We start from the raw sequence: 18695 nt of genomic DNA on the forward strand, positions 1-18695 counted from the left end.
GGTCGTGGTGCGGACTATGCGACGCCGTACGTACCTCCGGTCGATTGCGCTCGGCATCACCGGGCTCGCCGGATGCACGGAGTCGTCCGGCGGTACGACTCAGACTCCGACGACGAAGCGCGTTCCGGGGGTGCGCGTTAAAACGGTCGCTATGAATCTCGAAGTGCCGTGGGGTGTCGACTTCGACTCGAACGGCGACCTCTATCTCGCCGAGCGACCGGGCCGTATCCGGCGTATCCGCCCGAACGGGAACAAAGTCGTCGCCGACTTCACGAAGCAGGTGGCTCACAGCGGCGAAGGCGGTCTACTCGGACTCGTCTTGCACCCGGAAGACGAGGAGCTAGCGTACACGTACCAGACCTACAAACGGGGCGGAAAACTCCAGAACCGAGTCGTCCGCCACCGCGTCGACGACGGGTTCGAACCGGAACGAACCATCCTCGACGGAATCCCGGCCTCGTCGATTCACGACGGCGGTCGACTCGCCGTCCACGACGGTTCGCTGTACGTCACCACGGGGGACGCCGGAAGCGGGGGACGAGCGCAGGACAAGCAGTCCCTCGCCGGAAAAGTTCTCAGGCTGACGCTCGACGGAAAGCCGCATCCGGACAACCCCTTCGGAAACGAGGTGTTCACCTACGGCCACCGCAACCCGCAGGGACTCGCGTTCCGCGACGGAACCCTCTTCAGCACGGAACACGGCCCCGACGAGGACGACGAGATAAACGTCCTCGAAGCCGGAAACAACTACGGCTGGCCCGAGGTGACCGGAAAGAGCGAGCGGTTCACCGACCCCCTCGCGACGTACACGCCGACCATCGCGCCCGGCGGCGCGACCTTCTACGACGGCCCGATAACGGAGTGGCGCGGTGATTTCTTCTTCGGGACGCTCGCGGGGAGACACCTCCGCCGAGTGCGATTCGACGGTCGACGGGTGGTCGAACAGGAACGCATCCTTGACGGTGCGTACGGTCGCCTCCGGACGGCGTTCACCGGGCCGAACGACCACCTGTACGTGACGACCAGCAACCGGGACGGTCGCGCGGAGAGTCCCGCACCGCAGGACGACCGCGTTCTCATGCTTCAGCCCGCGTAATCTCGATAGGCGACGACCGCGACTTCGGCGCGTCGTACCCCCCGACGCCTTCTTTTCCTCGTACCCCCCGACGCCTTCTTTTCCTCGTTCACCCCGACGAGCTCGCCCTTTCACCCGTCGGTTCGGAGGCTTCCGAGCGAGTTTTCGAAGTCCGTCGGCGACCGCTCGGCTGGACATCGGTCGGGACGACGCGAGAGGCAAGAAGCGCGGCGAGGACCCGAACGCCGCGGCGAGATACCGCAAGCGAGAGCGAGCCCAGCCGACTCGTCAACGAGCGTTCTAAAGTTGGCAGATAGGTACGTGCGAAGCTACCAAGTACCACGACGACGTATGTCACCATGGAGCATGAACGTCTGGGGGTGGATCGTCCTGTACGTCGTCCTCTTCGCAGGGTTACAGCTACTCATCTATCGGTTCCTGCGCAGCGACGAGGACTCGCCGCTGTTGCAATCGACGCCGCCGAGTCCGGAGCAGAGCGCGCCGGACGACGTGCGAAAGGAGAGCGTCTTGGAGGAGTTCCGCGAGGACGACCCCGACGTGCGCCAGTGTCCCCACTGCGGAACCGAGAACGGGACGGAGTACACCTTCTGCCGCGAGTGCGTCGAACCGCTCGGCGTGTGGTAGCTCCGCGTCGTTCGGCTCGTCGCAATCCGGCGCGGTGTAGCCACGCTTTTCCCGCTCGGGCTCCCACTCGAAGCCAATGGCCCGCGCCGTCGCCATCAACGTCGCCGCGAACACGAACCAGCCCGGCGTCCGCGGCCCGATTCGGCCGGACGGAAGCTTCGAGTACGTCCCGATTCCGGAGTCCGAGCCGACGACTCGCCCGGTGCCGACCTACGCCGACCTCGACCTCTCGGTGGAGTTGCCGGAGGGGGCGAAAGCGTCGCCGGTTCACCTCGATCCGGAGTTCGCGGAGTACCCGTGCTGCGAACGCTACACCTACGGCGACCCCTTCGGGGTGAAAGCCCGGCCATTGTTGGAACTCGACGAGGGCGATTACGTCTTCTTCTACGCCACGCTCTCGACGGTCGGGAAACCGGAGCGGGAGTGGATTCCGCCGAGGTGGGGCGCGTACGTCATCGGGCAGTTCCGGTTGGCGCGGGAGCCGATTCCGGGGGCGGAGTTCGCGGCCCTCGACGCGGAGGTGCGGGACCTTTTCGACAACAACGCCCACCTGAAACGCGACGAGTTCGACGCGGCGGTGCTGTTGGAGGGTGCGGCGGACGGGTCGGAGCTGTACGACACCGCGATTCCGCTGAGCGGCACCGAGGGGGCGACGGCGAATCGGCTGGTGACGGAGCTATCGAGCGATTCGGGGAAGGGGCCGTGGTGGCGCAGGCCGATGCGGTTCGAGCAAGACGGTGTGGAGGAGATTTTGGGACTGCGGGAGAATCGGTAGTACCGGTAGTGATTCCCGCGATAGGCGGGTGGAGTGACGCGGGCGGAAAGTCCACGGTGCGAGTTCCGGAGCGTACCTTCAGACTCCCCACGCGATTCTGTCCCACAACCGCTCGTAGCAGTAGTACGTGCCGGTTTTGACGACGTTCGTGGCGACACCGATGCTCACCGCGTCCGTCGTGTTTCCGGTGATTAACAGCGCGACGCCGACGGTGACGACGAGCATGAACACTCGATAGCAGAGCGTCTTGACCACCGCCCGCGAACGGAGTTGGTTCGGGTACCGCGTGACGTACCGCCTCAGACCGGTGTTCATGTGCTCACGCACTCTTACATAAGGTAAAGTAGTTACGCTAGGTTCTGAATGTAATCTCGATGGGTTACGTGTGATCTTGCAGGTCGGCGAGGACGGGCGTTCCACTACTCGAAGCGCTTGCGAGATGTTGGGTTCGGAGGGAGAAACTGACGAAAAGGGTGCGGTATGCGCCGACCGGGAGTCGAACCCGGGCTATGAGCTTGGGAAGCTCATGTCCTACCACTAGACCACCGGCGCGCACCGCACTCGATTTCTTCGCTCCACCGTCACTTCAACGTAGCGCTTCCGGACGTTCGTCGAGAAATTCGCGACCGGCGGGGAGGTTTTAGTCATCAGCCGACCAACAGCCGACGATGATCGACCTCGAACTCTCGGAGGAGGAACTCGAAGCCCACCGCGAGCACATCACCGCGTTCGTCCGCGAGAAAGCGGCGGAGGCGGGCACCGATTCGGCGGTTCTCGGGCTGTCTGGCGGCATCGACAGCACGCTGACGGCGCACCTCGCGGTCGAAGCGCTCGGGAAGGAGAACCTCCACGGACTCGTCATGCCCGGCGCGGTGAGTCGGGAGGACAACATGAGCGACGCCGAGTGGGTCGCCGCGGAGCTGGAGATTCCCTACGACGTATTCGAGATAAACCCCGTCGTGGACGAGTTTTTGAACACTTACTCCGAAGCCGCGGGCGACCAACTGGCGGTCGGCAACGCTCGCGCCCGCACGCGTGGGGTGTTCAACTACCTCGTCGCCAACCACGAGGGGGCGATAGTGCTCGGCACCGGAAACCGCACCGAGGCGCTGGTCGGCTACTTCACGAAGTACGGCGACGGCGCGGTCGACTGCCACCCAATCGGCAACCTCTACAAACAGCAGGTTCGCCAACTCGCCGCGCACGTCGGCGTGCCGGACGAACTCGTGGAGAAAGAACCCACGGCCGGGCTGTGGGCGGGTCAGACCGACGAGGGGGAACTGGGTATCGACTACGACACCCTCGACGCGATTCTGGCGCTCCACGTCGACGGACCGCTCTCCGTCGCCGCGACCGCCCGACAGGTCGAAGACGCGACCGAGGAGGACGTGCGGCGAATCGACGCGATGTACGACCGAAGCGCGCACAAACGCGCCGTCCCGCCGTCGCCCGACCCTCTGTAACTTCCCTTTCGCTACTTCCACTCGCCCGAATCGCGACGCGCCGCAATGTCGTCGGCGTTCGACGTCACGAGTTCGCCGAACGCTTCGGCTTCGCGTTCGGCCTGCACCTCCACCGGGGAGCGGTCGCGGACGCGAGTTTTGACGATACTGAGCGCGTCGGATGCGTTCGCCGCCAACTCCTCGGCCACCGAACGCGGCTCCTCGACGATGCGCGAGACGAGACCCATCCGCCGCGCCTCCTCGGCGGTCACGACCCGACCGGAGAGCGCGAGGTCGAGCGCCTCGCCCAGTCCGACGGTGTCCGGGAGGCGGGCGGTACCGCCCCACGCGCCGAAGAGACCGAGTCGGACGCCCGGTTCGGCGAACGTCGCGTCCGGCGTGGCGACCCGCACGTCGCACGCCAGCGCGAGTTCGACGCCGCCACCTCGCGCCGCGCCGTCGATTCCCGCGACGACGACGCTGTCGGCGCGCTCGATCTCGTTGGCCACCCGTTGGCCGCGCTCCGCGAACTCCTCCGCCGACTCGCGGTTCAACCCCGCCACGACGTCGAGGTCGGCGCCGGCGCAGAACGCCGCACCTTCGCCGCGCACGTAGACGACCGGTTGGTGCGCTTCGCGGACGGCGCTCGCGAGGTCGTCCAGTCCGTCGGGCGTGAGCGCGTTGCGGCGCTCCGGACGGGCTATCGTTACGGTTCTGATCTCCGGACCGTCGAGTATTCGAATCATACCGTCCGGTTGGCGACGCTTTCCAAAGGTCTTTGGCGGTTCCGTCGTAACCCCCCGACAATGGAAGAGGCCGTCCGGGCGCGCGGAGCAGCGCGCGAGGCTATCGGAGATATCACGCCAGCGCGACTCCGCGACCGCATCGTCGGACTGCTGGACTCGTCGGGGATGGTTCCGGGCGTGTTGACGCTGTTGAGTGCGCGAGCAGCCGGTGACGGTGCCGGCACGACCGAAGTCGAGAGTCGCGCCGCCGGCGTCCAACTCATCTACGAGGGACTGCAACTCACCCGACGGCTCGCGCTCGACGAACCGTGGGAGACGGAGTCGCAGCACACCGAGAGTAACATCGCCGTTCTGGCGGCGGACGTGATGGTCTCTCGCGGTTTCTCCCTCCTCGCCCGCACGGAGGCCGCCGACACCGCGGTTCGGACCGTCAAATCGTTCGGTCGGAACCAGACCGAACTGCGCGCCGACCGCTCGCTCGAAACCGACGTGTTCGAACTCGCTATCGTCGCCGGAACGACGGTCGGCGGCGGCGACGTACCGGCCGGAACTCGGCGGTACGCGGAACAGCTCGCCGCGTCGATCACGGACCACGAGTCGGCGGAGTTGCTCTCCGACGACGCGATCGACACGCTGGTGAAGCTGTCCGGCAGACGAACGAACTGGCCCGACGAGGCCCCGTCGTCCGCCACCGACCCCTGATGCGAATCGAAACGCCTAAAGTCGGTTCCACGTGTAGGAATGAATGCCGCGCCTGGGTAGCTTAGCGGTAAAGCGCGTCCTTGGTAAGGACGAGAGCCCGGGTTCAAATCCCGGCCTAGGCTTGCTGTAACTTGGTTAAAATCCGCGCAAATGAAGGTCCACAGTGACCACGTCGATCATCTGGGGTGATCGTATGAGCCGCGACAATTCGGTGGGTCGCGGCCGTTCGATGCCACGCTGCCCGCAGGACGCCGTCCGTTCTGCCGCCCCGGGGACGTACTGTGACTCTCGAACGACTCCTCCAACGGGGGTTCGGTAGCTCACGGCCGACGGAGACGACCCGATCGCCCGTCAGAGCGCCACCCGAACGGCATCCAGGAGCGTCTCAGGGCCGTCCTCGTGGTAGACGTTCGCCGTCGGGAGGCCGAACCGATTCCGCTCGGTCGCCGGGTCGCCCCACGTCGAGAGGGCGGCGACCGAGGTATCACACAGGCGTTCGACGAGTTCGCGCTCGACGTCGACGCCGCGGACGGGGAACCGATCGAAGTGGGTGCGGCTGGTTCGGTCGCGGTCGTCAACGAGCACGACGGCGTCGGGCCAGGCGCCGTGGAGCAGCGAGAGGGTCACGCCTGAGTAGGCGCGGTGGGTGAGCGCTCCCTGACCCTCGACGAGGACGAGGTCGTGGTTCGCGCCGACGGCGTGGACGAGGTCCTCGACGACGCCGGCTGCGAAGTCCGCGGGCACGCGGTCGACGACGACGCCGCGGTGCGCGCCGACCATGATGCCCGTCTGACCGGTGGCGACCCACCCGGCGTTGAGGCCTGCCCGGCGAGCCGCCCGGTACAGTTCGAACGTCGTCGTGCGCTTGCCGACCGCGCAGTCGGTGCCGACCGTGAGGACGATGTCGGCATCAACATCGTCGACCCGCCCGTCTGCGACCCTGAGGTCGTCGTCCGTGGGGGGTTTGCGGACGTCGAACAGGCGAACGCCGCACTCGTCAGCGAGGGTAACCCAATCGTCGCGTTCACTCAAGAAGACGTGGAGCCCGGAGACAACGTCACATCCGGCGCGCATCGCCGCCCGTATGTCGGTTATCCACTCCTCGGGGAGGGTGCCTCCGGCTGGCGCGACGCCGATGACGAGGGCTTCCGCCTCGGGAACCGTTTCCAGGGCGGCCGACATCGACTCGACGACCGGCACGTCGGCAACGTCCGGGCGGGCGAGCACGTCCGCGGCCGACCGGCCGGCCCGCTCGGAGTCTACGACGGCGCCGACGTCGAACAGTTCGCTGTGCATGACGACACCGTTGGCGGTCTTGCCGGCCGTCTTCCCGAATGCTCCCTCCGCGAGGACGATGGCCGGTGCCGGCAGGTCGAACGCGCTTCGCAGATTCATGGCCTCACGTTGGCGGGGAGCGAGACAAAGAGCCACCACCTCTCATGAGAGGGAGTGATTATTACCCACTGTACCGGGAGATGGGATCACATGCCACGCGAAAGCGTCTCATCCGACGCCCGTGACCAGCGCACGATCAGTATTTTCGCCCGTCTGCTGCAGGGTCGATTTGGATCGATCGTCCTTCCGGCGATCATTCTCCAGTCGCTGCTCATCGGGGGCGGTTACGCTAGCGGCCGCGAGGTCGTCGCTTACGGCGCCAAGTTCGGCTCCGCCGGACTGCTCGCCATCGCGGCCATTTTCATCGGGTTTACCGTCATGTCGGTAGTCGTGTTCGACCTGTCTCGAACGTTTGGTACGTACGACTACAAGAGTTACATGCAGGCGATCATCTGGAAGGGTTGGCCGCTGTTCGACGTCCTATTCGTGGTGATGGCGACCGTCGTTATCGCGGTGATGGCCTCGGCCGCCGGGTCGATTATGGAACAGACGCTCGGCATCCCCTACATGGCCGGTATCATCGCCATCATCGCCGTCGTCGGCGTACTCACGTACTACGGAGCAAGTCTCATCGAGCGGTTCAAGACCGTCGGTACCGGCTTCCTCTACCTCGCCTACGTTGTCTTCGGCGTCATCGTCCTCTCGGCGGTGTGGGGCGACGTGACGAACGTGCTCGCAACCGGAAACACGTCCTACGTCGACGACGCGAGCACGGGCGAGGTGCTCCAGTCGGGCGTGCTCTACGTCGGATACAACCTAGCAATCTTTCCGGCGGTGTTCTTCGCGCTGCACCGACAGGACACGCGAAAGGAGACGATCATCTCCGGCGTGCTCGCCGGTGTTATGATGACGGTTCCGTTCCTGATCACCTACCTCTGCCTGATGGGCTTCTACCCGAGCGAGTCGGTGATAGGCGCGGAAGTTCCGTGGCTCCCCATGTTGGAGAGCGTCGGCGGCCCCTTGCTGATCGGCTTCTACGGGATCGTCATCGGCTGGACGCTCGTTGAGACGGCGGTTGGGGCGATCCACGCCATCATCCACCGCGTCGACACCGACTTCGCGGAGATCGACGCCGGGCGGTTCGCCGAGGTCGACGGCCTCACTTCGCTGCAGAGCGCCGCGATCGGCGTCGGTATTCTCGTCGCTGCGACGCTACTCTCCCAGTTCGGGATCATCGCGCTCGTCGCGCAGGGGTACACCATCATGGCGTACTTCTTCATCGCCCTGTTCGCAATCCCGACGCTCACGATCGGGCTCATCCGCCTGTTTGAACCGGACTGGAAACGGGAGTTCTGGAGCCGCGCATAAGCGACCAACGCTCCCCCGTTTCGGACGAACCGTTTTATCGGATCGGGACGTACCCGCGTACCATGGCTCAGCCGTCGACGAACATCGCGGGAGATACGGCATGCCTCCGGCTGGTTCTCGACATCTGGCACCCCAACTGCTGGACGCTCGAGGTGACCGAGCGGACGGACGCCGGTCTGCTCGGCCACGGCGTGTACGAGGTCGACGGGCTCGCAGTCGGTCGGTTCACAGCCTTCGGTGACACGACCGACGCGGTCGCCGACCTGATCACCGCCGTCGATGCTTCCCCGCTCACCACCTCCGTGCAGGAGATCCCCGGTCGACGCCTCTCACCCGCAGGGGGGATCGGTGCCGATGTTGCCCCCGGCAACGCCACCCGCGGTCTCTTGGTCACCTACGAGCCAGCTAACAGCATCACGACGCCGCTGGTCTCCCGCGGACTCATTCCGGATGCACCGGTGCGCATCAGCGGCGGCCGCGAGCGGTGGGCGGTGCTGACGGACGACCGTCGCGACACGATTCGCGACCGGCTTGACGAGGTGCGGTCGGAGGCCGACGCCGAGATCGATATCGTCTGCATCACGACGCCAGACGCGACCATGACGTCGCTGTTCCCCGAAGATTCGCTGTCGGAGCGTCAGCGGGAGGTCTTCGAGTACGCCCGCGAACGGGACTACTACGAGCGTCCCCGAGGGATCTCTGCGGCTGACCTCGCGGCGGAGCTCGGCATTTCGAAGGCGACGGTGCTCGAACACCTCCGAAAGGCGGAGTCGAAGTTGCTGGATCCCTGAGATTACGACGGAACGTCAGGAAGCCCGGTCCAAGGATTACCGAGAGGGGCCGTCCGGCTTCTACGGGTAATCAAGGCGAGCGCCTCTTAGGGCGCGAACAACGCAGAGGGTAGCACGCGGCGAGCGGGGGGCCGTGAATCGAACGGCAACCTACTCTGGTGGTTCGGGAGGTCCCCACTCGTCGTGGCCGATTCGGTGCGATAGCGTGAGCGAGTAGTTCAAAGGTGGTCTGGCTTCCGTACGATTTCGGACTTACGTGGGCGCAGATCGCCTTATAAGGAGCCGAAATGCATCGGGAAAACGACTGTTTCCACTGGTGGCGTACAGTGGATATGGACCGACGGACTTCCTCGAAGCATCAGGAACAGTTGGAGCGTAGTCAGCGCAAGTGGGACTTCTGGAGCGCACGCGAATCGCTCTGGGGATTCTATGAGCGAGATACGCGTGAGTTTCGCCGCGCTGCGGTGTCCCAACTGCATCTCGAACAGGGCGACGTCGCTCTCGATATCGGCTGTGGACCGGGGACCAATTTCGAGTTGCTCCGCGAGGCGGTTGGCTCCGAAGGTCGAGTGGTCGGTGTCGACCTTAGCCCCGGGATGATCGAAAGAGCTACCGAGCGGATCGAAACACACGGCTGGGAAAACGTCGAAACCATCCGTGCGGACGCGACGGCGCTCCCTCTGGGCACCGACCGATTCGACGGAGCGCTGGCCACAACTGCGGTGAGTTCTACGCCGGATGTGCGGGCGACCGTCGAAAACGCCTATGGCGCGCTCAAGCCGGGCGCACGGTTCGCCGTCCACGAAATTCGGCTCGTCCCCTCCGGTCTCGGTCGAGTCCTAAACCCGCTCATCGAGCGCTTCTATCGCGTATTCGGAAACTGGAACGATGAGGAAGACGTGTTCACAGAGCTCGAACGCGCCTTTGACGGCGCGACGGTTGTCGAGGCGTTCGCACTAGGGACGAACTATATCGCGGTCGCAAACAAGGCCGACGAGGGAAAGTAGCGGTCTACGGGGAGGGATTCGGTGGTCCGAGCCAATTTCCCACCTAGCCGGATATCACGAATGTACCGCAGTTCTGACGGCGATTCTTTCCGTACTCGGTCGCTCGTTTAACGACCCGATGGTTTAGCCGTTGTTCATTCGCTGGCTGGTGGTGGTCTCACACATCGGGCACCTGCTTACTCGATACGGCTCGCGCGAGAACACGGCATTATCGTTCGTTGGACTCTCGGTGCGGAGTTCGATCGTCACCCGATGAGGCGTTTCACTGAGGCAATTGATACAGGATTCTACCCGTTGGTTACCGTGTGAGTCGTTATTGTCGAATGCCATAGGTTACCGCTCTATTCGGAATCAGTGACGGCGCTCCGATTCCGCCGTGATGACCGCGCAGATCGAGTCGCGCGTAGTGAGACGGTACTCGACATCCCTCGAATCCTTCGCTTGGCGTCATTCGGACCAAAATACGCGGTGTGTCATTTGTTAAGTGACGAGCCCATGGTTCTTGACGATTGCGTCGCTGCCACGAGATTTGGTCGAATCCACTCGCCGAGACGCTGCTGCTTCTCGTCCCGCGCCCGGCCACCACCGCAACCGGTCTCATCACGTTCGCGCTAGCGGGGGTGATTCGCTAGCCTAATTGCTTCCACTCGACGCAGACACTCTCAACAGCCGAGATAGTGGTAACACAGCCAGTGTAGCTCACCCCGAGTTTTACGATGAAAATGAACCAAACTACGCTTCTAGTTGTTTACGGGATGTAGAATGTATTTTTAGGCATCCCGAAGAATTGTTTCTGAGGTGAGAAGTTATAAGAGGATGGCTCGCCTACTACCGGCTACGATGAGTACTCAAGAAACCGTCCGTCAGAAAGCCGGTACCGTCGAGGAAAACCCGGTACGACTCGACCAGGACAAAGCCGAACAGGTCATTGACGCGCTGAATACGGATCTCGCCGATGCGTACGTCCTGTATCACCAACTCCACAAGCACCACTGGCACGTTGCGGGTGCCGAGCACCTCGATGTTCACGTCTTCCTTCAGGAGGCGTACGAGGACGTTGAAGAGGCGGCGGATGAAATCGCCGAACGCGTTCAGGCGCTCGGTGGCGTTCCTCACGCGAGTATGACGGCGCTTGCGGACGCCGCGACGGTCGAATCAGAGGACGAGGACGTCTACGATATTCGCACATCCTTCGAGCACGATCTCGGAATCTACGGTGATATCATCGAAAGTTACCGTGAACACATCGAACTAGTCGATGGACTCGGTGATTTTGCCACGGGAGAAATGCTCCGCGAACAACTCGTCGATCTCGAGGAGCATGCCCACGTCATCGACCACTATCTCGAGAACGACACCTTAGTGCTTGAGTCAGCAACTCACTGACGCTCGGGGCTCTATTCGTAGAATTTTTCCACTCGATGGTGCTCAGTCAGACGTTCGATTACCGTGGGGTAGAGCCTCGTCCGTTCCGATGGGAAGACCGTCACGGGCGAATCTCTTCGACGGTGTCCGTCGCGATCCACCCGTCAGTGTTCCCCGTTTCCAGAAAGACGAGCCGACCGGGACAGGTTTCGCACACCGAAACAGCGGAGATAGCGTCGACGTCTTGGTCCCGCATCGCGTCCGACTCCGATCGTGACTGAGCTGCCATATGGGGTGGTTTAGGTAGACCTAAACCAAAAAGATTCGGGTATTGACCGAGTCACATCCCCGTACGACACATCGGCACGAGAGGACGCCCGAGTCACGGATTACGGATGGCTCTCACCAGTTCGTCCGTACTATCTTCGTCGGCTGAGTCGCCCGAGAAATCGCCTTTCCCGAATAACTGCGCGTAGAGATACACTCCCGCGAACGACGCCGTATAGTTCCAGTACGGCACCGTCGACCCACCTCCCACGGTTCGGGTTTCTTACTGGTGGAGTTGTCCGCCGACACTACTTGGCAAGTACGATTAAGACAGTGGCAGTGATTCTCAAACATATGTTGAATCGTCTCCACCTGCGGTCAGCGACTGAAACCATGCCTACTGAGCGATCGAAAGCCACCGACGGGGGGACCGACACCGAAGCCGTCACGAAAACGGCACTCTTCCGACTCGGCCGATTAGTGTACGGTGGAATACTGACGATGATGGCCGTGGACGGACTTCGAAACGTCGAAGAACGCGCCCAGTATGCGGAGGCGAAAAACGTGCCTGCGCCCGAATTAGCGACTGTTTCCTCCCATTGGGTGTTGCTGTTCGGTGGCATCGGAATTACATTGTGGCGGTTCCCCGCGCTTGCGGCAAGTGCCGTCGTAACCTTCTTTCTAACCGTGACCCCTGAAATGCACGACTTTTGGACCATCGACGATTCCGAACGGAAACAACAGCAGATGACGCACTTTCTCAAGAACATGGCGCTTCTCGGGACGGCACTACTCCTGCTCGGACTCGCCGAGCACGAAGACTAGCCTCGAACCACGCCGAGAGAGGCACCACGCGAACGGTGAACCATCTCGGGGGCCAAGTCCCGGAGGTACTTGGCCCGTTCCGTCTGTGGAACGGAGATAATTCGGAAGACGAGCCCGATAGCATCGGTGATCCTACTGAACGGTCGAGCAAGCGTTTGCCCACGAGTGACGCGGTTCGTGCGGTGTTCTCATCACCACGGACGGTAGTAATCACTCGATGGCTGGGCGCTCTCGAGGAGGTGCGAAACTAGCCAGTCCATTTACTTACGCCCCGCTTGGCGCTTCTATATCACCGCTGAGCACGTACGAGGTAGCGGAGGAATTACCCTCCGCGAGGAGAGCGAGGCCCATGACGCACGCAATCAATTGGTTCGAACTTCCAAGTACCGACTTCGACAGAGCTGTTGGTTTCTATGCAACGGTCCTCGGTCGCGAGATCGAGGTGTACGAGCCGGAGGAAGAAGAAGTCCACAACGGAAGGGCGGGAATGTTCCAGACCAACGACGGTGAGGTTGGGGGCATAATAGTCGAGACCGACGAGTTCACCGCCGAGAGCGGAGCGAGCATCCCCTACACGCCGACCGCTGACAGTGGGGTCGTCATCTACTTCTCCGTTGATGGTGACTTAGCTGACGCACTCTCACGGGTTGAATCAGGTGGCGGAGAGATTCTCATCCCGAAAGAGGAGATTCCAGAGATGGGTGGTCACTACGCGGTCGTCGCGGATACGGAGGGAAACCGAGTCGGGCTGACGTCCGCCGAATAGCGCATGGCGGACGCTGATATTTCGTTGCAGGCAGCACTCAACGGTGGCCGTGAGCATCCTGCAGTGCCTCGTACGCCGGAGGAACTCGCTACGGAGGCGCGTGCGGCTGTCGACGCTGGCGCCGAATCGCTCCATCTGCACCCGTACGACGAGCGGGGTCACCAAACACTCGCGGCGGAGCCGTGTGCCGTGACGCTACGGGCGGTCCGAGACGCGTGCCCCGGGATTCCGATCTCCCTCAGCACGTCAGCGGACATCGAGCCTGATTCCAAGCGTCGACACGAGTTCGTCGCCGCTTGGACGGTGCTTCCGGATCTCGTGACCGCCAATATGGGTGAAGCGGGAATCCTCGAACTCTGTGAGTTGCTTGTCGAACGTGGTATTGGAATCGAGGCCGGCCTGTTGTCGCTTGACGACGCGCGGATCTTCGTCGAGTCGGGAATCGCGTCGCGTTGCGTCCGAGCGATGGTCGAGCCGCTGGACTCCGACCCGGACGACGCGGTCAGCCACGCCAAGGCCATTGAACGGACCCTCATCGAGGGGGACGTCCCGCTCGAGCAGATCCACCACGGAGATGGTATCGCCTCTTGGGCGGTCAATCGGCGCGCTGTGGCACGCGGCCACGGCATCCGCACTGGTCTGGAAGACACGCTCGTTCTACCCGACGGGCGTACGGCTTCGGGAAACGGTGAACTTGTCGCTGCCGCTGCGTCTCTGGTGGCAGTGGGTGAGTGAGTCTGTGCTATAAGTAGTCCGACACCACGACCGGACTGCTCGATGCTTCGACGGTGCGTGTGCAGTCGGAAACACTGGCGGTGTCGAGGTCACGAAGGCAACTTTGCTCCTCCAACTGTCACGAGTGACCGAAGGGATCGATACGCGTCGCGGCCCTACGAGCGCTCTTTTCACCTCGCCCCCGGTTCGCGGAGACGGCGTACCGGATTATCCGACGCATAATTCGAATAGTGTAGCGTTTAACGTAATTATAGGAAAAATGAAGTGGGAGAAAACTCCGCCCGCAATGCCCTCAGAAGAGAGACGCACGCTTCTCAAGACGGTCGGCGTCGCGGTCGGCGCGACCGGACTAAGTGGAACCGGCGCGGTTCTCGCACGGGAGAACCGCGATGACGAGGACGGTGGCGGTGGCGACGAGGACGATAGCGGCGGATCGGACGGCGTCACGGGATGGTCGATGTACCGCGGCGACGTCGGACGAACCGGTTCGATGGACGACGGCGGACCGGTCCCCCACGCGACGACGGACTGGTCGATGGGCGTCGGCGGCGCGATGCGGGTGAACACCCGCGCGTACATCGCGGAACCGGTTCTCGCCGACGGGACGCTGTACCTCGCGGCGGCCACGGCGACCGGAACCTACGATAGCGACGGGTTCGTCGCCGCTTACGACCCGGAAACGGGCGACGAACTGTGGAAGCAGAGCGACGTTCCCGCGCCGCAAACTCCCGCGGTGAGCGACGGGGCGCTTTACTTCGCCACCCACCCGCCGGGGAACACCACCGCGGTAGAAAAAGGTGGATTGTACGCGCTCGACGCGGATGACGGGACGATACTGTGGAGCCGAGACGACCACCTCGAATGGGCCGATCCGCTGCTCGCGGACGGACGCCTGAACACCGCCTACGGGCGATTTTCGAGCGATTCGGGAACGGTCGCACTCGACCCGGAGACGGGAGAGACGGTCTGGGAGAATAGCGACGTGGACGCCGACGAAGTGTGCTACGCCGACGGGACGCTGTTCGCCAGAACCGGCACCGCGCTGAATGCCAGCGACGGGTCGGTGAAATGGGAACGAAGCCTCGGTTCGCTGGAAGCGGTTCGCGGCGGACTCGTGTACGGAACCAGACTGCGAGACGCGAAACCGGGCTATCGCGTCAGCGCGTGGGCGACATCGGACGGCACCGAGCGGTGGTCTCAGAAAATCGACATCAACTCGGACGAATACAGCATCACCAATCTCGCCGTCGGAAACGGGACGGTGTTCGTTCAGACCCACTACGATCATCCGGACCTCGACGCGGACGACGTACAGACGCTCTACGCCTTCGACGCCGAGACTGGCGAGCGTGAGTGGACGTTCGAATCGCTCGCCTCGATGTACGGCGACCCGGCGGTCGCCGACGGAACCGTCTATCTCGGCGGTCGGTACGCTCCCGAATCGGAGTCCGACCCGACTCCGGCCGATTATCGGGCGTTCGTGTACGCCATCGACGCGGACTCCGGCGAAGAACGGTGGAACTACGTGATGGATCGACGACAGGATGCTGGCACACCCGTCGTTTCGGACGGAAAGGTGTACGTACCGACCTTCGAAGCCGACTCCACCTACGCCCAGGACACGGAGTCAGCGCTGTTCGTCCTCGAATCGACCGACGACCGACCGGACGCGGACCACCGAATCGCAAACGACGAACCGGGAGCGCAAGACGAACCGCCGAAAGCGTGCATCGAGGCTTCGCCGGACCCCCGCGAGTGCGATGTAAGCGCCGGAGAGGAAATCACACTCGACGGGTCGTGTTCGACCGATTCGCTGAGCAGTCAGTTCGTCTACGAGTGGGACACTGACGCCGACGGCGAGTACGACGAACACGGCGAAACCGTCGTCGTGACGGTTCCGAGTTGTGGTTCGCTGAAGGTCACGCTCGAGATAAGCGACTCGAACGGAAACTCCGACGCGGAGAGCATCGTCATCTCCGCGAACTGATCTGAGCGTCTATTTTTATTAGCGGCGTATAATATGTATCATTAGTTGATATATAATCTGCAGATATGACAATTTAATATAATTATAGGAAAGGACCAAAGTCAGAAACGCGTAGTCGCATGCCCTCGGATGACAGACGCACGTTCCTCAAGACGGTCGCGTCGCGGTCGGCGCGGCCGGTATCGCGGGTAGCGGAATCGGCGTGGGTTCGCGACGTATCGTTCTGGCTAACGGGCGTGACGACAGCGGACGGGGTAGCCTACGTCGGCGGCCAGTACGACCCCGGTGACGACGACCTCGACCGCGCCCACGGACTCGTCCACGCCATCGACGTCGCGTCCGGTGCGCCGAAGTGGGGCTACCGACTCGAGCGACAGGAACACGAAGCGCACGAACCGGTCGCCGGTTTACCCGTCGTCGCGAACGGGCGGATGTACGCCACCACGGGCGCGAGCCAGCCGGTCGAGGACGCCCACTACGGTCACCCTCACGTCCCCGAAGCGAGCGACGAGCGACCGGACGAAACCCATCGACTCCCGGACGACGTCGACGGCGACGGGTCGAACGACGACGGCGAACCCGAGTCGGACGGCGAAACCGGCGGCGACGAAGACGACGGCTGCTGACTCCGACGACGAGTCGTCGTTTCGGCGAACTGACGCGCGTCACCAACGCTTTTGTCCCACCTCCGCCATTGAACAACCATGCGATTTGTTATCGTCGGTTCCGGTCGAGTGGGAATGCGAACCGCGCGGGTGCTCGGCGAGGAAGGCCACGACGTGGTCATCGTGGAGAACAACCGCGAGAAAGCCGAGCGGGCGCGTCAGGAGGGCTTCGAGGTCATCGAAGGCGACGGGTCGGACGAGAACGTTCTGACCGACGCCGACCTCGAATCGGCCGACGCCATCGGCGGATTGACCGGCGACCTGAACGTCAACTTCGCCGCCTGCATGGTCGGCAAACACCACGGCTGCCGAACCGTCATGCGGATCGACGAGGACTACCGGGAGGACATCTACCACAAGTTCGCCGACGACGTGGACGAGGTCATCTACCCCGAGCGCCTCGGCGCGGCGGGAGCGAAGACCGCGCTACTCGGCGGCGATTTCGACGTTATCGCGGACCTGACCGAGCAGCTGCAGCTGACCACGATGCGGATTCCGGACGACTCGCCGCTGATCGGCACGCACATCGCGTCGGTCGAACTGCCGACCGACGCGCGCATCTACGCCCACGGGCGCTCGCGCGACAGATTGACGATACCGCTCCCCGGAACCGAGATCGAGGCGGGCGACCGCGTCGCGCTCATCGCCGCGCAGGACGCGCTTCCCGCGGTACGAGAACGTCTCCGCGGAGCCGCGTAGGAAAGGAAAAACGATTGGGCAGCGCGGGGTTCTAAGGTCGTCCGGGACGAGAACTTTCGTGGGAGGATTGGTGACACTGTAACGGGAAGCCAACCCGCCGCCAGAGCCCCCGGCACCGCCGGACGCCCACCGCGAGACTGCGACACGCTTCGCGCCCGAGCCGTCGGGCGCAATTCTACGAAAGACCGGACTCCTCTTTGTTATGTTCCGTTTGACGCGGTGATAGGTATCGACTGCACGTCTCAGGATACGATTAAGTCGGGGCAGGGACGTCCTGCGCGAAATTGGTGCGACAGTGCGACGGTGCGACGAGGTGGCCGGCGGAGGGACGAATCCGCGAGCGACGGACCGTTGAACTTTCGTCCAACTTCTCGGCGATCCCCGAATCGGCGTCGCCGGTTTCGGAACGTCTTTGAAACCGGACTACATCCCCGCAGGCATGAACCGAATCATCGGGGAACGCGAACTGGCCGAGACGCCGTTCTCCGCCGAGGACGCCCGCGAGACCTTCCGACGGATGGTCCTCGCCCGGCGATTCGACGAGCGCGCCATCGCCCTCCAGCGGCGGGGCTGGATGAGCAGTTGGCCGCCGTACCGCGGCCAGGAGGCCTCGCAGGTCGGCGCGGCGCTGGCGCTGGCGGATGACGACTGGCTCTTTCCGACGTATCGGTCGAACGCGATGCAGGTCGCGCGCGGCGTCCCCATCAGCGACGTGCTCCTCTTCCGTCGCGGGCGGCCCGAGTTCCACTCCGGCCACGACGTGCCGAACTTCCCGCAAGCGGTGCCCATCGCCACCCAGATACCCCACGCGACGGGCGCGGGCATGGGGATGAACTACCGGGGCGACGAGAACGCCGTCCTCTGTTACTTCGGCGACGGGGCGACCAGCGAGGGCGACTTCCACGAGGGGCTGAACTTCGCGGGCGTCTTCGGCGCGCCGGTCGTCTTCTTCTGCGAGAACAACAACTGGGCCATCAGCCTCCCGCGGCACCAGCAGACGGCCAGCGAGAGCATCGCCGTCAAAGCCGGGGCGTACGGGTTCGAGGGCGTGCAGGTCGACGGCAACGACCCGCTCGCGGTTCGGGAGACGGTGGGCGAGGCGCTCGACTCGGCGCGACGGGGCGACCCCGTCCTCGTCGAGAGCCTCACCTACCGGCAGGGTGCCCACACCACGAGCGACGACCCGAGCAAGTACGAAGACGCGGCGCGAGACCTGCCGGAGTGGCGGACGGCGGATCCCCTCGACCGGTACGAATCGTGGCTTCGAGAGCAGGGGGTCGTCGACGACGAGTTCGTCGACCGGGCGCACGACGAAGCGGACGAACTGTTAGAAGAAGCGGTCGAGGAGGCCGAATCGGTCGAAGACCCCGACCCGCACGACGTGTTCGACCGGGTGTACGCCGACGCGCCGCCCCGACTGCGCGAGCAGCGGGCGTGGCTGGACTCGTTCCTCGAAACCAACGACGTGTACGAACTCGACCATTGACGGGGAGGAACGTC

The 18695-nt window shown here is 63.5% G+C and carries 21 protein-coding genes and 2 tRNA genes; 17 read left to right on the forward strand and 6 right to left on the reverse strand.

What is annotated here, in order from left to right:
• The first annotated feature begins 16 nt into the window (after positions 1 to 16).
• From LIX00_RS12375 to LIX00_RS12385, 3 genes are all read left to right on the forward strand, one after another.
• A complete protein-coding gene (locus tag LIX00_RS12375) occupies positions 17 to 1096 on the forward strand; it encodes a PQQ-dependent sugar dehydrogenase (protein ID WP_227353495.1) in 1080 nt (359 codons plus the stop codon).
• Between the two features lie 330 nt (positions 1097 to 1426).
• A complete protein-coding gene (locus LIX00_RS12380) occupies positions 1427 to 1720 on the forward strand; it encodes a DUF7577 domain-containing protein (protein WP_227353496.1) in 294 nt (97 codons plus the stop codon).
• Positions 1721 to 1796: 76 nt separating this feature from the next.
• Entirely contained in the window at positions 1797 to 2495 is a 699-nt protein-coding gene (locus LIX00_RS12385) for an Nmad3 family putative nucleotide modification protein (RefSeq protein ID WP_227353497.1), read from the forward strand.
• Between the two features lie 78 nt (positions 2496 to 2573).
• Here the strand turns inward: LIX00_RS12385 and LIX00_RS12390 are convergent, their stop codons facing one another.
• Together LIX00_RS12390 and LIX00_RS12395 are read right to left on the reverse strand one after the other, a co-directional pair.
• Entirely contained in the window at positions 2574 to 2810 is a 237-nt protein-coding gene (locus LIX00_RS12390) for a DUF2061 domain-containing protein (RefSeq protein WP_227353498.1), read from the reverse strand.
• A 166-nt stretch (positions 2811 to 2976) separates the two neighbouring features.
• Positions 2977 to 3047, reverse strand: a tRNA-Gly gene (locus tag LIX00_RS12395).
• Positions 3048 to 3163: 116 nt separating this feature from the next.
• On the opposite strand from LIX00_RS12395, the gene LIX00_RS12400 reads away from it, so the two are divergent.
• Entirely contained in the window at positions 3164 to 3958 is a 795-nt protein-coding gene (locus LIX00_RS12400; RefSeq protein WP_227353499.1) for an NAD+ synthase, read from the forward strand.
• A gap of 11 nt (positions 3959 to 3969) precedes the next feature.
• Here the strand turns inward: LIX00_RS12400 and LIX00_RS12405 are convergent, their stop codons facing one another.
• Complete coding sequence (locus LIX00_RS12405; protein ID WP_227353500.1) at positions 3970 to 4683, reverse strand: enoyl-CoA hydratase/isomerase family protein; 714 nt, start codon at positions 4681 to 4683, stop codon at positions 3970 to 3972.
• 60 nt (positions 4684 to 4743) lie between these two features.
• On the opposite strand from LIX00_RS12405, the gene LIX00_RS12410 reads away from it, so the two are divergent.
• The gene (locus tag LIX00_RS12410; RefSeq protein WP_227353501.1) at positions 4744 to 5385 is read left to right on the forward strand and encodes a DUF7114 family protein; all 642 of its coding nucleotides are present in this window, start codon (positions 4744 to 4746) and stop codon (positions 5383 to 5385) included.
• Positions 5386 to 5435: 50 nt separating this feature from the next.
• Positions 5436 to 5507, forward strand: a tRNA-Thr gene (locus tag LIX00_RS12415).
• 229 nt (positions 5508 to 5736) lie between these two features.
• On the opposite strand, the gene LIX00_RS12420 is transcribed toward LIX00_RS12415, so the two are convergent.
• Positions 5737 to 6780: an N-acetyltransferase DgcN family protein gene (locus LIX00_RS12420; protein WP_227353502.1), complete on the reverse strand. Its 1044-nt coding sequence runs from the start codon at positions 6778 to 6780 to the stop codon at positions 5737 to 5739.
• Positions 6781 to 6870: 90 nt separating this feature from the next.
• On the opposite strand from LIX00_RS12420, the gene LIX00_RS12425 reads away from it, so the two are divergent.
• From LIX00_RS12425 to LIX00_RS12435, 3 genes are all read left to right on the forward strand, one after another.
• A complete protein-coding gene (locus LIX00_RS12425) occupies positions 6871 to 8088 on the forward strand; it encodes a YkvI family membrane protein (protein WP_227353503.1) in 1218 nt (405 codons plus the stop codon).
• Positions 8089 to 8150: 62 nt separating this feature from the next.
• The gene (locus LIX00_RS12430) at positions 8151 to 8879 is read left to right on the forward strand and encodes a helix-turn-helix domain-containing protein (RefSeq protein WP_227353504.1); all 729 of its coding nucleotides are present in this window, start codon (positions 8151 to 8153) and stop codon (positions 8877 to 8879) included.
• A 332-nt stretch (positions 8880 to 9211) separates the two neighbouring features.
• Complete coding sequence (locus LIX00_RS12435) at positions 9212 to 9886, forward strand: class I SAM-dependent methyltransferase (RefSeq protein ID WP_227353505.1); 675 nt, start codon at positions 9212 to 9214, stop codon at positions 9884 to 9886.
• Positions 9887 to 10009: 123 nt separating this feature from the next.
• Here the strand turns inward: LIX00_RS12435 and LIX00_RS12440 are convergent, their stop codons facing one another.
• Complete coding sequence (locus LIX00_RS12440) at positions 10010 to 10216, reverse strand: DUF7835 family putative zinc beta-ribbon protein (RefSeq protein ID WP_227353506.1); 207 nt, start codon at positions 10214 to 10216, stop codon at positions 10010 to 10012.
• A gap of 510 nt (positions 10217 to 10726) precedes the next feature.
• Here LIX00_RS12440 and dpsA point away from each other — a divergent pair.
• Positions 10727 to 11272: a DNA starvation/stationary phase protection protein DpsA gene (gene dpsA / locus LIX00_RS12445; RefSeq protein ID WP_227353507.1), complete on the forward strand. Its 546-nt coding sequence runs from the start codon at positions 10727 to 10729 to the stop codon at positions 11270 to 11272.
• 100 nt (positions 11273 to 11372) lie between these two features.
• Here dpsA and LIX00_RS12450 read toward each other — a convergent pair whose 3' ends face one another.
• The gene (locus LIX00_RS12450) at positions 11373 to 11540 is read right to left on the reverse strand and encodes a hypothetical protein (protein ID WP_227355721.1); all 168 of its coding nucleotides are present in this window, start codon (positions 11538 to 11540) and stop codon (positions 11373 to 11375) included.
• A 371-nt stretch (positions 11541 to 11911) separates the two neighbouring features.
• On the opposite strand from LIX00_RS12450, the gene LIX00_RS12455 reads away from it, so the two are divergent.
• The 7 genes from LIX00_RS12455 (at position 11912) to LIX00_RS12485 (ending at position 18681) form a co-directional block, all read left to right on the forward strand.
• Entirely contained in the window at positions 11912 to 12343 is a 432-nt protein-coding gene (locus tag LIX00_RS12455) for a DoxX family protein (protein WP_227353508.1), read from the forward strand.
• Between the two features lie 349 nt (positions 12344 to 12692).
• On the forward strand, positions 12693 to 13109 hold the full coding sequence (locus tag LIX00_RS12460; protein ID WP_227353509.1) for a VOC family protein: 417 nt from the start codon (positions 12693 to 12695) through the stop codon (positions 13107 to 13109).
• Between the two features lie 3 nt (positions 13110 to 13112).
• Complete coding sequence (locus LIX00_RS12465) at positions 13113 to 13844, forward strand: 3-keto-5-aminohexanoate cleavage protein (RefSeq protein WP_227353510.1); 732 nt, start codon at positions 13113 to 13115, stop codon at positions 13842 to 13844.
• A 286-nt stretch (positions 13845 to 14130) separates the two neighbouring features.
• A complete protein-coding gene (locus LIX00_RS12470; protein ID WP_227353511.1) occupies positions 14131 to 15831 on the forward strand; it encodes an outer membrane protein assembly factor BamB family protein in 1701 nt (566 codons plus the stop codon).
• A 119-nt stretch (positions 15832 to 15950) separates the two neighbouring features.
• Complete coding sequence (locus tag LIX00_RS12475) at positions 15951 to 16457, forward strand: hypothetical protein (RefSeq protein WP_227353512.1); 507 nt, start codon at positions 15951 to 15953, stop codon at positions 16455 to 16457.
• A gap of 78 nt (positions 16458 to 16535) precedes the next feature.
• The gene (locus tag LIX00_RS12480) at positions 16536 to 17195 is read left to right on the forward strand and encodes a potassium channel family protein (RefSeq protein WP_227353513.1); all 660 of its coding nucleotides are present in this window, start codon (positions 16536 to 16538) and stop codon (positions 17193 to 17195) included.
• A gap of 439 nt (positions 17196 to 17634) precedes the next feature.
• Entirely contained in the window at positions 17635 to 18681 is a 1047-nt protein-coding gene (locus LIX00_RS12485; protein WP_227353514.1) for a thiamine pyrophosphate-dependent enzyme, read from the forward strand.
• The last annotated feature ends 14 nt before the right edge of the window (positions 18682 to 18695 follow it).

Source organism: Haladaptatus salinisoli (assembly GCF_020614375.1).
Lineage (GTDB): Archaea > Halobacteriota > Halobacteria > Halobacteriales > Haladaptataceae > Haladaptatus > Haladaptatus salinisoli.